Origin of the sequence: Sphaerotilus montanus (genome assembly GCF_013410775.1) — a bacterium.
Lineage (GTDB): Bacteria > Pseudomonadota > Gammaproteobacteria > Burkholderiales > Burkholderiaceae_C > Sphaerotilus > Sphaerotilus montanus.
Genome location: NZ_JACCFH010000001.1, coordinates 1,474,950 through 1,488,526, shown reverse-complemented (window position 1 = coordinate 1,488,526; position 13,577 = coordinate 1,474,950). Strand labels below are relative to the sequence as shown.

Below are 13,577 nucleotides of genomic sequence, written 5' to 3'. Positions count from 1 at the left end.
CGCGTGCCTCAGCCGCCCAGCCCCGCGAACACGTTCTGCACGTCCTCGTTCGCATCCAGCGCCGCCAGGAAGGCCTCGACCTCTTCGAGCTGCTCGGCGCTCAGGCTGTCCGGCGCGACCGGATTCTTCGGCTTGTAGCCGAGCTTGGTGGACAGCACCGTGAAGCCGTGGGCGGGCAGGGCGCGGCTGACCAGGTCCAGTTCGGTGGGCGCCGTGTAGAACAGCGTCGTGCCCTCTTCATCACCGGCTTCCAGGTCCTGCGCGCCGGCTTCGATCGCGGCCAGTTCGGGGTCGGCGCCCGCGCTGGCGTCGGTCGGTTCGGCTTCGATCATGCCGAGGTGGTCGAAGTCCCAGGCGACGGAGCCGGAGGTGCCGAGCTGGCCCTTGCGGAACAGCACGCGCATGTCGGAGGCGGCGCGGTTCACGTTGTCGGTCAGACACTCGACCATCACGGGCACGCGGTGCGGCGCGAAGCCTTCATAGACCACGTGCTCGAAGTTCACCGATTCGCCCGTCAGGCCCGCGCCCTTCTTGATCGCCCGGTCCAGCGTGTCCTTGGGCATCGAGACCTTGCGTGCCTGCTCGATCACGAGCCGCAGCCGCGAGTTGGCGGCCGGGTCGGCGCCGTGGCGGGCGGCGATCATGATGTCCTTGGCGAGCTTGCCGAAGAGACGGCCCTTGGCGTTGGCCGCCAGGTCCTTGTGTTTTGCTTTCCACTGCGCGCCCATGGCGGCTCCTGTGTTGGAGGTGAGCCGGGCAGTCTAGCGGGCGCGGGCGTCCTTTTCGATCCACGCCAGCACATGCGTGCGCAGCAGCGGCACGGCATTCAGCACCGGGTACAGCCCCGGCCAGACCCGGCACGCCGGCCGCGCCAGCGGCGGCGCCAGCGTCACGCGCTGCGCGCGGATCCGCCCCTCGGGAAACAGCGCCCGCACCCGCTGCAGCGGCACGCCGCGCACGTTCCGGTTGCGCGGGTTGTCCACGGTGAAGTCGTACCAGAGCACCGCGCCGCCCGGCTTCACCCAGCGCCACATCGCGGCCGCCAGCTGCTGCTGGACGGCGTCGTCGAGCAGCGACGAGAACACGGTCGCCTGGTAGACGAGGTCGCAGCCCGCCTCGGCGATCGGCACCGTGCAGGCATCGCCGAGGTGCAGCGCGACCCGCTCGGGCAGCACGTCGCGGGCATGCGCGTGGCGCTCGGGCAGCAGCTCGATGCCGGCGAGGTGCTCCGGCCGCCAGCCCATGCGCAGGAATTCGAGCAGGTTGCCGCCCGTGCCGCAGCCGACTTCGAGCAGCGTGCGCTCGCGCAGGTCGTGCCAGCCGTGGTGCGCCAGCAGACCCAGCAGGGCGCGCTGGCGCTCCTGCACGGTCTGCCAGACATCGGGGTGCAGCAGGCTGTAGCGGTCGGCGGGCGCGTCCATCGCCTTCAGCCCGTGCAGGCGGCCAGGAAGCGCCGCGCCAGCACGGGGTAGGTGTGGTGCGCCTGGACAAACGCCTGCCCGCGCTCGCCCATCGCGTGGCGCTCGGTCGGGGTGAGGGCGGCCATGCGGCGCAGGCCCTCGGCCACGGCGTCGGCCGACTCGGGGGCGACGGTCAGGCCGCAGCCGGCCTCCGCGACCGGGTCGTTGCCGGCCTCCACCGAGTGCAGCACCGCGCAGCCGGCCATCATGTAGTCCATCAGCTTGTTCGGCGCGATGCCGAAGCGGTAGATCGGCACCCGCTGCCAGCCGATGTAGGCGATGTCGATCTCGGCGAGGAAGGCGGGGATCTGCGCCTTGGGGATCGGCGGCAGCATCTGCACGTTCGCCAGTCCCTCGGTCTGCACGCGCGCGGCGAGCCGGTCGCACTCGTGGCCACCGCCGACCATGACGAGGGCGATCGGCGCGCCCTGCGTCTGCAGCTGGCGCATGGCATCAAGCAGCGTGTCCAGCGCATTCGGCAGGCCCATCGAGCCGGCGTAGCCGACGACGGTGGCGCCGCGCGCACGGGCCTGCTCGACCGCAGCCGCCACGTCGGGGCGCAGCGCGGGCAGTTCGCCGGTCCATTCGTCCAGCGTGATGCCGTTGGGCACGATGTGCAGCTTCTTCAGGTCCAGCCCGCGGCTGGCCATGTGGGCATGGACCTTGGGCAGCATCGAGACGACCACGTCCGCGTCGCGGTAGGCGTCGTCCTCGGCCTTCTGGCACAGCACGATGAAGGGGTGCCGCGGCGACATGCCCGACAGCTCGATCGGTGACAGCGGCCAGAGGTCGTGCACCTCGAACACCAACTTGGCCCGCGCCATGCGCGCCAGCCGGCGGGCGACCCAGATGTCCATCGGGTAGGTGCTGGACGCGATCACCACGTCCGGGCGGAACTGCGTGGCGATGCGGCGCGAGGCGCGCCACACCTGGCGCAGGAAGGCCCAGATGTTCTTCACCCGCCCCAGCCCGTTGCCCTGGTAGGCGGGGCCGGGGAACCAGAGGTAGTCGATGCCGTCGATGTCCTGATGCGTGGGCGCATGGATCGGGTGGTCGCGGTGCACCGGCGCCGTGGCGCGCACATGCGAAGTGGCGCAGGCGACCATCTGCACCCGGTGGCCCAGACGGGTCCACTCGCGGGCGAGGTAGTAGGGCCGGTATTCCATGCCCAGCGCGGGTGCGCCGGCGTAGTGGTTCAGGTAGAGGATGTTCATGCGGCAGCGCCGGGGTTCACATCAGTTCGGCCAGCCGCCCGAGCAGCCCTTCCACCGCGGGCGCGAACTGGCCGTGCAGCCGTACCCACTCGTGGTTGTCGCGGCCGATCCGGGTGGCCTGCGACAGCATCGGCGCGAGCTGCTGCGGCAGGTTCATCAGCTCGATCGGGGCGTCCGTCAGGATCAGTCCGTTCAGGCCCGAGCGCACCAGTTCGTGGTTGGCCGGCAGGTCCGACAGCAGCGGGATGCAGCCGTGCGCCATCGCCTCCAGCACCGACACCGCCACCGAATCGCTCGACGGCATGCTCAGGTACCACTGCGCGCGTTCGTAGCAGTGCGCCTGCGCCTCGGCGCCGAGCCGGCCGACAAATTCGATGTGGTTCGCCAGGCCCAGCTCGCCCACGCGGTTCTCGAGCGCGGCGCGCAGCGAGCCGTCGTTGGCGATGGTCAGCCGCGCCTCCGGGTAGGCCGAGACGACGGAGGCGAACGCGGTGATCACCCGGTCGGGCCGGTAGATCGGCTCCAGCCCGCGGTTGGCGAAGAAGCTCCACGGCGCCTTGTGCGGCGGGCGGGGCGGCATCTGCTCCAGCCCGAAGGGGAACACGCGCACCTCGCCCGCGCCGAGCTGGCGCATCTGCGCGGCCATGTGTTCGGAGTCGCTGGTGGTCAGGGTGCAGGCCTTGAGGATCTGCGAGGTGATCCAGCGGTAGTGCGGGCCGCGCTTCGGGGTGACGAGGATGTCGCTGCCCCACGCGGAGCCGACGATCTGGCCGCGCAGCTTCCAGCCCTTCTTGGCGCCCATGGCCAGCGTGCCGTGCGAGGTCAGGTAGTGCGGGTGGATCCAGTCGGCGTCCACCTCCTGCAGCCAGCGGCCGAGTTCCGGCAGGCGCTTGAGCAGGCCGACGTTGCCGCCGGAGTGGTCCATCGATTCGCCGAGCGCCAGGCGCCCGCGCGGTGGCACCAGGTCGTCGAACCCGGGCAGGAACCCGCGGCTCGACGCCACCCACAGGTCCACCTGTGGCGCGAGGGCGCGGGCCCATTTCAGCAGGTGCGGGCTTTCGCCATCGCCAATGAGCACATGGCGCCAGCGGCCGTAGGCGGGCGGGTCGGTGGCGGGCGGCAGGTCGACGAGGGGGCGATACGGTCGTGTCATGGCAGGCGTCGGTCGCAGTCGTCCGGCCCGGGCATGTTGGCCCAGGCGTCGTGGTGCACCCTGAATGCTGGATTTTGTCGAAGCAGTGTCGCATCCCCGTCACGGCTGTCGCCGACCACCTGCGCAGGTGCGCCATCGAGAACCGCGAAATCCGGAAATGTCCCCCGCACCCGGGCGCCTGCACATACGATGGTGCCGCGCCCGAGTTGCGTATTCGCCTCGATGACGCTGTGCGGGCCGATGAAACTCCAGGCGCCGATGTGCACCGGGCCGCCGATCCAGCCGGGCCGCTCGCCGGGGCCGGCCCAGGTGGCGAAGGCGCGGCCGAGCAGGCGCTGGCTGCGGTGCGAGCTGTGCGTGACGATGGCGCAGTGGCTGGTGATCTGCACGCCCTCGTCGATGGTCAGGCCGCCGCTGGCGTCGAGCAGGTTGAAGTGGCCGATGTAGACGTGGTCGCCCAGCACGAGGCGGTCCTCGCACTCGATGCAGGTGGACGGCGAAATGCGCGTGTGCGGCAGATCACGGCCCTGCGAGCGCTCGCCGAAGAGCACGCGGAACTGCAGTCCGCGCACCAGTCGGCGTCGCCAGCGGTTCAGCGCCGCACGCAGTCTCAGCATGTCGCCATCCGTTCGGTCCTTGCCGTGCCCTGGGTTGCCATGTTGTCGTGTCAGTCCGCCACCGGCCAGGTGGCCAGCCGCCAGAAGTACCAGCCGAAGTAGCCCGCCATCGCCGCCGAGACGCCCCAGCCCGCGCCCGCCAGCCCGTCCAGATGCAAGCCCAGGGCCAGCGCGCCGACAAACGCCGCTTGTCCCCACAGCGCCAGCCGCAGTGCCCAGGCCTGCGCGCCCCAGGCCATCGTCACCACCGCCAGCGGCGCAGCCACGAAGTGTGCCCCGATGTAGGGCGCCAGCGTCCGGGAGAGTTCCCCAGCTTGACGCCACTCGGCGCCGAACAGCCGCTCGAACGCCCACGGCCCGAGCACCCAGAGCACGGCCACCAGCGCCAGCCCCGCGGCCCCCAGCACGGCCATGATCCGCCGCACTGCGGCCCGCGCGGCCCGCGTCGGCCCGGGCCCCTTGGCCGCCAGCTGCGGATACAGCGCCTGCGACACCGCGCTGCCGACCAGCGTGGCCGGCGCCTTCAGGTAACGCAGCGCCAGTCCCCAGAAGCCCGCGGCGGCGGGGCCGAGCGTTGCGGCGATCAGTGCCAGTGACACGGTGTCCTGCAGCGCGCCGAGGAAGGCGTGCGGCGTGTTGAGCAGTGGGAATTCCTGGTAGCGCCGGGCGATGTCGCGCAGTGGCGGCGTGTCGGTTGCGGGCGCCACGGCCGGGCCGCGCAGCAGCAGCGTCGCCAGCGTCTGCGCCGCGATCGGCGCGATCACCAGCCCGACCACCCCGCCGTGCAGCCACCCGGCCAGCGCCTGCGCCAGCGCCGCGCCGCCGTACTGCAGCACCCGCGCCACCGCCAGCGCCTGGAAACGCTCGGCCCGCGTCGCCCACATCGTCGCCAGCGACAGTGCGCCACCCACCGCCACCGCCGGCCCGAGCCACAGCGCCCAGCGCAGCCCGCTCCACCATGCCCAGCCCAGCCCGCCCAGACTCGCCAGCCCCGCCACCAGCCCGAGGATGCGCAGACACAGCCGGCGCAGCGCCAGCGCCTCGCCGTCACCCCGCGCCAGTGGCAGCGCGAACTCGTAGCGCCCGCAGGCGACCACCGCGAGGTTGGTGGCGACGGCGGCGAACAGGTGGAAGGCACCGAAATCGTCCGGCGCGTACAGCCGCGTCAGCAGCGGCCCGAGCAGCAGCGGCAGCGCCTGCGCCAGCGCGCCGCCGGCCAGCAGCGTCAGCGTGGCGCGCAGCAAGTCAGGTGCCGGTGGACAAGCCGGCGAGCGCGTCGGCCAGCGCGGCGACCACGCGGTCCTGGTCTGCTTCCGACAGGTCCGGGCTCATCGGCAGGCTCATCACGCGGGCGGCGGCGGCCACGCTGTGCGGACAGCAGTCGGGGCAGCAGAACGCGGCGTAGGCGGCCTGGTGGTGCAGCGGCTTCGGGTAATGCACGGCGGTCGGGATGCCCGCGGCCTGCAGCGCGGCCTGCACCTTGGCCCGCGCCGGCACGAACACGGTGTACTGGCCCCAGACGCTGTCGCGGTCCGGCCGCACGGTGAGCAGGCCGAAGCCGGGGTGACGTTCGGCCAGCGGCGCGAGCAGCTGGTGGTAGCGCGCGCCCAGTTCTCGGCGGCGTTGCAGCTCCCAGTCGAAGCGCGGCAGCTTGGCCAGCACGACCGCGCATTGGAGCGTGTCCATCCGCCCGCCGAGGCCGACGCGGGTGTGGGTGTAGCGGGCACTCTGGCCGTGGACGCGGATCTCGCGGGCCGCCTGTGCCAGCGCGTCGTCGTCGGTGAAAAGGGCGCCGCCGTCGCCGTAGCAGCCCAGTGGCTTGCTCGGGAAGAAGCTGGTGCAGCCGATGGTGGACAGGTGCCCGCTGTGGTTGCCGCGGTAGGTGGCGCCGAAGCTCTGCGCGGCGTCCTCGATCACCGGCAGGCGGTGGCGGGCGGCGATGGCGTTGATCTCGGCCATGTCGGCGACCTGGCCGTACAGGCTCACCGGCATGATGGCCCGTGTCTTCGGCGTGATCGCTGCTTCGACGAGCGTCGGGTCGAGGTTGCAGGTGTCGGGCTCGATGTCCACGAACACGGGTTTGGCCCCCAGCAGCGCGATCACCTCGGCGGTGGCCGCGAAGGTGAACGGCGTCGTGATCACCTCGTCACCGGGTTGCAGGTCGAGGGCCATCAGCGCGATCAGCAGCGCTTCGGTGCCGCTGGAGACGGTGACGCAGTGCTTCGCGCCGACCCGCTCGGCCAGCGCGGTTTCGAGCTGCTTGACCTCGGGGCCCATGATGTACTGGCCGTGGTCGAGCACGCGGTGGATCGCGGCGTCGATGTCGGTCTTGAGGGTGGCGTATTGGGCCTGGAGGTCGATGAAGTGCATGGTGCAATCTGGAAGTTCAGGGAAGCTCGACATGGCGTTGTGGTGACGACAGACCCGCCTGTGCCAGTCGCCGCGCCTCCCGGCTGTTGGGCAGGATGCGGATGGCGCCTGTCATGGCCAGCCAGCGGTAGGCGGACACCTTGTGCTCCAGCGTGCGCAGTCCGTCGAAGTCCGGTCGGGCCAGCTTGGCTTTCAGCCACGCCAGCTTGTCGAGCATTTTCTGGACTTCGCCCGTGCTGGAGGCCGGATGCGCCTCCAGCCAGACGAGCAGTTCCTGGCCTGCTTCGCTGCGCATTCCGATGCCATAGTCCCACCGAGAGGAGGTCGGCTCGGTCGCCAGAAAGGCGGTGTCGATGTCCAGACTGGCGGTATGGCGATGGCCTGAGCGCAGCGCGACCCCTGCCCGGTATTCGGCCTTGATGGCGCCCAGCCCGGGCTGCGTCGGCAATCCAGCGACCTTGGCCGCCAGTTCGAATGCGGAATCCGCCCGAGCGGTCCGTGACGTGCGGCGGGTGGCCATCAGCCCGTGACCCCGGCGGCCCGGTTCACTGCGGATGCGATCGCATCGTTGACCCTTGACGAGAATCCGGTGATGCCACCCCATTCGGATTCGGCGACGGCTTCGGCACCCGGGCTGAGGTTCGAGATGTCGCGCACGGCGTGCTGTCGATCAAAGTAATAGACCCGGTAGTCCTTCTCCAGCGCCGTCCGGCCCAGTTCCTTGGCCGGGGCGGTGGCCTTCAGGTCGAACAGCTTGCGGACATCCGATTCGTCTGCGCCGAGTTTCTTGAACTCCTGCAGGGCCCAGACCATCTCCAGCACTACCGGTGAATGCGTCGAAATCACGACCCGGTAGCCGCGCCGCAGCAACTCCAGCACCATCAGCAGCACGGCGGCGATGCCCTGCGGATGGAGGCCCATCTCGGGCTCCTCGATGACCACCCATTCAATGACTTCTTCTTGCGCCTTGCCGGACATGCGCTGCGGGTGTCGTACGGCGCACAGCCAGTAAAGCCCCATCAGCATCGGCGCAAATTCACGCTGTCCTGCTGACCACGACAGGAATCCCAGCGGCTTCGACTGCCCTGGTATCGCCAGCGCCAGCCGCTTGGTGAAGTCCGAGTCGTCGATCACCAGCTTGTTGCCCCCGAACAGATGGGCATTGATCGGCTCCCTCAAGGTGGCGTTGAGACGATTGGGAGCAGGGAACAGCTCCCCCTTCGCTCCGAACTCGTTCTGGATCAGGCCATGCACCGCGTCGCTGAAGACGCGCAGCGTGTAGGGGTCGCCATAGTTGAACTGGCCGAAGTTCTGCGAGACCCCGCCCGGCAGGCTCATGACACGCTGGGCCGGGATGTAGAACAACCGTTCGTGCAGGATCTTGCTGCCTTTGGGGGACTTGGTGGGGGTGGCGTAGTCGGGCAACTGGATGCGCTTGCTGTTCCAGACGAGGCGCGACTGTTCGATCTGCCAGGCCCCTGCCATGCCGCGGCCGAAATAACCGTCCAGGAACGCCTCGGCGCGCCCGCTGAACTGCATGCTGTGGTGACGGAAGGTCTCGTGGATCTGGTCGCGGTCGATCAGCAGCTTGAGCGTCTGCAGGAAGATGCTTTTTCCGGTGGCCTGCGGGCCGACGATGATGGTCAGGTCCCCGAAGGTCACGTCTGCCTGCTGGATCGGCCCCATCCGCTCCACTTGGAGGCGCGGCTGCGCCTGCATGGCGCTGTTCACGGGGTTTCCAAGCGGGTCACGACATCGCCGCTGAGCCGATACCGCTCCCCCGTCGCCGGACACGTCGCCTCACCCTCGCCGCGCACCGCCAGCCCGAGCCGCTCGCCATTCCGGCTCATCCACCCGATCCGCCGCGCTGGCACGCCCACCATCAGCGCGTAGTCCGGCACGTCGCGGTTGACGACGCTGCCCGCGCCGACGAAGGCGTATTGCCCGACCGTCGTGCCGCAGACGATGGTGCAGTTCGCACCCAGCGTCGCGCCGCGTTTCACCACGGTGCGCAGGTACTCGCTCTTGCGCGAGACCGCCGCCCGCGGGTTGTAGACGTTGGTGAACACCGCGCTCGGCCCGCAGAACACATCGTCCTCCAGCGTCACCGCGTCGTAGACCGACACGTTGTTCTGGATCTTCACGCCAGAGCCGATCACCACGTCGTTGCCGACGAAGACGTTCTGGCCGAGCGAGCAGCCCTCGCCGATGCGCGCGCCCGCGCAGATGTGGCTGAAGTGCCAGACCTTGGTGCCGGCGCCGAGCTGGGCGCCGGTGTCGATGATCGCGGTGTCGTGGTGCCAGGCGGGGGAGGTCATGTCGCGTCCTTGGTGGGTATCGAAATCGTCAGAAGGTCAGAACACCAGCGGCAACCCCACCCGCACCCCATCCCGCGCACTCCGGTACCCCGCGATCAGCACCTCCAGCGACCGCAGCCCGCTGTAGCCATCGACCTCCGCGTGCGCCTCGCCGCGCAGCGTGTCGATCACGTTGGCGTAGTAGAGCGGGTGGCCGAAGCCGTAGACCGAGGTGGTCGCGTAGCTGGCGGCCTTGATCTGCGCGTCTTCCGCGGTCGGCGTGTCGAACTCCCAGTGCTGGATGTCGTTCACCGCCACGCCGCCGATGCGCACCGTGCCGCGCTCGCCGAGCACCGTGATCGAGCCTTCGAGGTTCTTCGGGTACGTCAGCATCGTCACGTTGATGCTCGCCAGCCCACCCGCGCGCAGGCGCAGGCTCATCACGCCCGAGTCCTCGGCCTCGATGTCGCGGCCCTGCGTCGCGGTGTAGGCGTGCACGTTGTCCACCGGCCCGACCAGCCAGTCCACCATGTCCACGTAGTGGCTCGCCTGGTTCATGAACGCGCCGCCGTCCATGTCCCAGCGGCCGCGCCACGGCGCCTCGTCGTAATAGCTCTGCGGGCGGGTCCAGAACACGTTGACCGTGACCATGTGGATGCGGCCGAAGCGCTTGTCGTCGATCGCCTTCTTCAGCAACTGCATCGTCGCGTTCAGCCGGTTCTGCTTGACGACGAACAGCTTCACGCCCGCGTCGCGGCACTCGCGCACCATCGCCATGCCCTCGTCCCACTTGGTGGCCATCGGCTTCTCGCTGAGCACGTGGCGACCGGCGCGGGCGACGCGGATGGCCTGCTGCGAGTGCAGGCCGCTCGGGGTGGTGAGGACCACGATGTCGGCGTTGCTCTCGGCCAGCAGCGTGTCCAGCGAGGTGAACGCCTGCGCCCCCGTCTGTGCGGCAGCGGCCTCGGCACGCTCGGGCAGCTTGTCGCAGACGGCGACGAGTTCGGCGCGGTCGGCGTGCTGCTGCAGCGAGCCGAAGTGGTTCCTGGCGATGCGTCCGCAGCCCACCAGGGCGAAGCGGATCTTGCGGTCGGTGATCGGGTGGGCAACAGTCATGGGACCAATTTTAGGCGTGCCCCCGCGCGCAGCCTAAAATTGCAGCAAATTCAACAAGTTGAAGTCGAGTCCGCCGATGAGCCACGCCCCCACCCCCGCCGTTCCTGTCGATGACAACCAGCAGATCGCCGAACGCCGCGAAAAACTCGCCGCGATCCGCACCCAGGGCATCGCCTTCCCGAACGACTTCAAGCCGCGCGACCACGCCGCCGACCTGCACCGCGTCGCCGATGGCCTGGACAACGAGGCCCTCGAAGCCGCACCGATCCCCGCCTGCATCGGCGGCCGGATGATGCTCAAGCGCGTGATGGGCAAGGCCTGTTTCGCGACGCTGCAGGACGGCTCCGCCAAGGGCACGGACCGCATCCAGCTCTACATCACGCTCGACAACGTCGGTGCCGAGAAGCTGGCCGCGTTCAAGCACTGGGACCTGGGCGACATCCTCGGCGCCGAGGGCACGCTGTTCCGCACCAAGGCGGGCGAGCTGTCGATCAAGGTGACCAACCTGCGCCTGCTCACCAAGGCGCTGCGCCCGCTGCCGGACAAGCACCACGGCATGTCCGACCAGGAGCAGAAGTACCGCCAGCGCTACGTCGACCTGATCACCGACGAGGCCGCGCGCACCCGCTTCCGCGCCCGCAGCAACGCGGTGTCCAGCATCCGCCAGTTCATGATCGAACACGACTTCCTCGAAGTCGAGACGCCGATGCTGCACCCCATCCCCGGCGGCGCCAACGCCCGGCCCTTCACGACGCACCACAACGCGCTCGACCAGGAGATGTTCCTGCGCATCGCGCCGGAGCTGTACCTGAAGCGGCTGGTGGTGGGTGGCTTCGAGCGCGTGTTCGAGATCAACCGCAACTTCCGCAACGAAGGCATCTCGGTTCGGCACAACCCCGAATTCACGATGATGGAGTTTTACGCGGCCTACTGGAACCACCACGACCTGATGGACTTCACCGAGCAGGTGCTGCGCCACGCGGCGGTGTCGGCGACGGGTTCTGCGCGCCTGAGCTACGCCGGCAAGCCGGTGCATCTGGACGAGCCGTTTGCGCGCCTGTCGGTGCGCGACTCGCTGGTCGTGCACGCCGGCCTGACCGAAGCCGAGGCCGACGACGCGCACGCCGTCCACGCGAAGCTGAAGTCGCTGGGCGAGGAGCCGCCGAAGCACTGGAAGCTGGCGCAGCTGCAGTTCGGCCTGTTCGAGGCGGCGGTGGAAGACAAGCTCTGGCAGCCGACCTTCATCATCGACTACCCGGTGGAAGTGTCGCCGCTGGCCCGCGCCTCGGACACCAACCCGGCGATCACCGAGCGCTTCGAGCTGTTCATCACCGGCCGCGAGTTCGGCAACGGTTTCAGCGAGCTGAACGACGCCGAGGACCAGGCCGCGCGCTTCCACTCGCAGGTCGCCAACAAGGAAGCCGGCGACGACGAGGCGATGTTCTTCGACGCCGACTTCATCCGCGCGCTGGAGTACGGCATGCCCCCGACAGGCGGCTGCGGCATCGGCATCGACCGGCTGATGATGCTGATCACCGATTCGCCGAGCATCCGCGACGTGATCCTGTTCCCGGCGCTGCGCCGCGAGGGCTGAGGCCGGAACGGGCCAGCAAAAAGCGACCCTCGGGTCGCTTTTTTCATGTGGGCCTGTGACGCTCAGTGGGCGTTCTGCGCCTTCACCTGACCGGCCAGCGCCGGCTCGTCCTTCGGCAGGCGCTTGACGACCACCAGCGACGGCTCGTCGCTGTGCAGCAGCGCGTATTCGCCGGTGGCCTTGGCTTCGCGCAACTCGGCCATCACTTCGGCGCGGGTGCGCGGGGTGGCGCTGGCGGGCGGGTTGGGCAGGTTGCTGGCGCCCCAGATGTAGCTCTTGCCTTCCTTGCGGGCCTGGGCCAGTTCGGCCATCACTTCGGTGCGGGTCTTGGAGGCGCCGACGGCTTCATGCTTGAAGGTGGGGACCGCGTCGTCGGCCAGGGCGTTGAAGGACAGGGTCGAGGCGACGAGCAGGGCGGAGAGGGTGAGCTTGTTCATGGTGGTTCCTGGAATCTGGTTCAGTTCGATGTGATGCGGCAGGGCTGCTTGCAGGCGTCGCTCAGTGGGCGTCACCCTGGGCCGGCTTGCCGGCGACCTGGCTGCTGGCGCGGTGCTGCTGCAGGACATTGCCCGGGGCGATCGGCGAATCCGAGTGCAGCAGGGCGTAGCTGCCGTCGGCCTGGGCCTGGCGCAGTTCGGCCAGCACTTCGGCACGGGTGCGCGGGGTGGCGGCGACCGGGGCGACGGGCAGGTTGGTGTCGGTCCAGACGAAATTCTTGCCGGTCTGGCGGGCTTGCTGCAGTTCGGCCATGACCTCGGCGCGGGTCTTGGCGGCGCCGGTGCTTTCATGCTTGAACGTGGGGACCACGTCATCGGCCAGGGCGTTGAAGGACAGGGTCGAGGCGACGAGCAGTGCCGAGAAAGTGAACTTGTTCATGATCGTGGTTTCCTGAGAGCATCCGGTTCTGGGTGAGGCGTCCGTCGGGGATGCGTATCCGGCGTCGTCCATGCAGTGAACTTTATAGTTTCGCTAGACGCGGATAAATCACCTGTTCGTGCTTACAGTGTTTGCGTTTAATGAATAATCAAAGGAGACTTGCCATGGGCAGCGACCGATCCGGCGATGAACTGTGGGCACAGGGCACGGCGCTCTGGGCGGAGCTGGTGCGGGCGGCCGGCACACGGGGACACCCCTGGCGGCAGCCGGTGCTGGCGACCAGCTGCCCCGTGCGCGGGGCACAGGCGCGCACGGTGGTGCTGCGCGACGTCGATCCCGCCGCCCGCGTGCTGATCGTCTACACCGACACCCGCACGCCCAAGGTCGCGCAGCTGGCCCACGATCCACGGGCCCAGATCGTGTGCTGGTCGGCGGTGCTGGGCTGGCAGCTGCGGCTCGGCTGCGTGGTCACCAGCGAGTCCGACGGGCTGGATGTCACCTCCCGCTGGGCGATGCTGCGCCACACCCGCGCCGCGCAGGACTACCTCTCGCCGCTGGCGCCGGGCAGCGTGCTGTCTGCGCCCGGTGACGCCACCGAGTCGGCGCCGGGCGCGGTGCGCGGCACCTTCACGCTGTTGCGGGCGCAGGTGCTGGAGATGGACTGGCTCTCGCTCGATCCGGACGGCCACCGCCGCGCCGTGTTCGATTACCGCGACGCTGCGCCATCCGCCCGCTGGTTGGTACCGTGAAGTTCAGCCCGCTGCGCGCGCAGCTGCGGTGCAGCGGCGACAATCGGCGGCCTGGTGCGCCATGCGCAGGCATCCACCTTTTTCTGACGTTTTCCGACGAATAGACCCACCGTGTCCGCATCGCCTCTTAC

The 13,577-nt window shown here is 69.4% G+C and carries 15 protein-coding genes; 2 read left to right on the top strand and 13 right to left on the bottom strand.

Going from position 1 to position 13,577, the window contains the following annotated elements; all coding sequences use genetic code 11:
• Window positions 1-8: 8 nt before the first annotated feature.
• From BDD16_RS06690 to BDD16_RS06640, 11 genes are read right to left on the bottom strand one after another with little or no spacing between them, the layout of a single operon-like run.
• A complete protein-coding gene (locus BDD16_RS06690) occupies window positions 9-728 on the bottom strand; it encodes a YebC/PmpR family DNA-binding transcriptional regulator (protein ID WP_179633229.1) in 720 nt (239 codons plus the stop codon).
• 33 nt (window positions 729-761) lie between these two features.
• Window positions 762-1,421 (bottom strand): class I SAM-dependent methyltransferase, encoded by a 660-nt coding sequence (locus BDD16_RS06685; RefSeq protein ID WP_179633228.1) that lies wholly within the window; start codon window positions 1,419-1,421, stop codon window positions 762-764.
• A gap of 5 nt (window positions 1,422-1,426) precedes the next feature.
• Window positions 1,427-2,674 carry a glycosyltransferase family 4 protein gene (locus BDD16_RS06680; protein ID WP_179633227.1) on the bottom strand — a complete coding sequence of 416 codons (1,248 nt, stop codon included), beginning with the start codon at window positions 2,672-2,674 and terminating at the stop codon, window positions 1,427-1,429.
• Between the two features lie 16 nt (window positions 2,675-2,690).
• Window positions 2,691-3,827, bottom strand: a complete 1,137-nt coding sequence (locus tag BDD16_RS06675; RefSeq protein ID WP_179633226.1) for a glycosyltransferase — start codon at window positions 3,825-3,827, stop codon at window positions 2,691-2,693.
• Window positions 3,824-4,444 carry an acyltransferase gene (locus BDD16_RS06670; protein WP_310732792.1) on the bottom strand — a complete coding sequence of 207 codons (621 nt, stop codon included), beginning with the start codon at window positions 4,442-4,444 and terminating at the stop codon, window positions 3,824-3,826. The genes BDD16_RS06675 and BDD16_RS06670 overlap by 4 nt, the downstream gene beginning before the upstream one ends.
• A 50-nt stretch (window positions 4,445-4,494) precedes the next feature.
• Entirely contained in the window at window positions 4,495-5,688 is a 1,194-nt protein-coding gene (locus BDD16_RS06665; RefSeq protein ID WP_246332480.1) for a lipopolysaccharide biosynthesis protein, read from the bottom strand.
• A gap of 1 nt (window position 5,689) precedes the next feature.
• Window positions 5,690-6,814, bottom strand: coding sequence for a DegT/DnrJ/EryC1/StrS family aminotransferase (locus tag BDD16_RS06660; protein WP_179633225.1), 1,125 nt, complete (start codon window positions 6,812-6,814; stop codon window positions 5,690-5,692).
• Window positions 6,815-6,830: 16 nt separating this feature from the next.
• On the bottom strand, window positions 6,831-7,334 hold the full coding sequence (locus tag BDD16_RS06655; RefSeq protein ID WP_179633224.1) for a hypothetical protein: 504 nt from the start codon (window positions 7,332-7,334) through the stop codon (window positions 6,831-6,833).
• On the bottom strand, window positions 7,334-8,608 hold the full coding sequence (locus tag BDD16_RS23275) for an AAA family ATPase (protein WP_218897716.1): 1,275 nt from the start codon (window positions 8,606-8,608) through the stop codon (window positions 7,334-7,336). The genes BDD16_RS06655 and BDD16_RS23275 overlap by 1 nt, the downstream gene beginning before the upstream one ends.
• Window positions 8,542-9,132, bottom strand: a complete 591-nt coding sequence (locus BDD16_RS06645) for an acyltransferase (protein ID WP_179633223.1) — start codon at window positions 9,130-9,132, stop codon at window positions 8,542-8,544. The genes BDD16_RS23275 and BDD16_RS06645 overlap by 67 nt, the downstream gene beginning before the upstream one ends.
• A gap of 36 nt (window positions 9,133-9,168) precedes the next feature.
• A complete protein-coding gene (locus BDD16_RS06640) occupies window positions 9,169-10,227 on the bottom strand; it encodes a Gfo/Idh/MocA family protein (RefSeq protein WP_179633222.1) in 1,059 nt (352 codons plus the stop codon).
• Between the two features lie 76 nt (window positions 10,228-10,303).
• Between BDD16_RS06640 and lysS the strand changes: the two genes are divergently transcribed.
• The gene (lysS, locus tag BDD16_RS06635) at window positions 10,304-11,821 is read left to right on the top strand and encodes a lysine--tRNA ligase (protein ID WP_179633221.1); all 1,518 of its coding nucleotides are present in this window, start codon (window positions 10,304-10,306) and stop codon (window positions 11,819-11,821) included.
• Window positions 11,822-11,883: 62 nt separating this feature from the next.
• On the opposite strand, the gene BDD16_RS06630 is transcribed toward lysS, so the two are convergent.
• Both BDD16_RS06630 and BDD16_RS06625 read right to left on the bottom strand, forming a co-directional pair.
• Complete coding sequence (locus BDD16_RS06630) at window positions 11,884-12,258, bottom strand: DUF4148 domain-containing protein (RefSeq protein ID WP_179633220.1); 375 nt, start codon at window positions 12,256-12,258, stop codon at window positions 11,884-11,886.
• A gap of 61 nt (window positions 12,259-12,319) precedes the next feature.
• Entirely contained in the window at window positions 12,320-12,697 is a 378-nt protein-coding gene (locus BDD16_RS06625) for a DUF4148 domain-containing protein (RefSeq protein WP_179633219.1), read from the bottom strand.
• A gap of 164 nt (window positions 12,698-12,861) precedes the next feature.
• On the opposite strand from BDD16_RS06625, the gene BDD16_RS06620 reads away from it, so the two are divergent.
• Window positions 12,862-13,446, top strand: coding sequence for a PNPOx family protein (locus BDD16_RS06620; RefSeq protein ID WP_179633218.1), 585 nt, complete (start codon window positions 12,862-12,864; stop codon window positions 13,444-13,446).
• Window positions 13,447-13,577 lie beyond the last annotated feature (131 nt).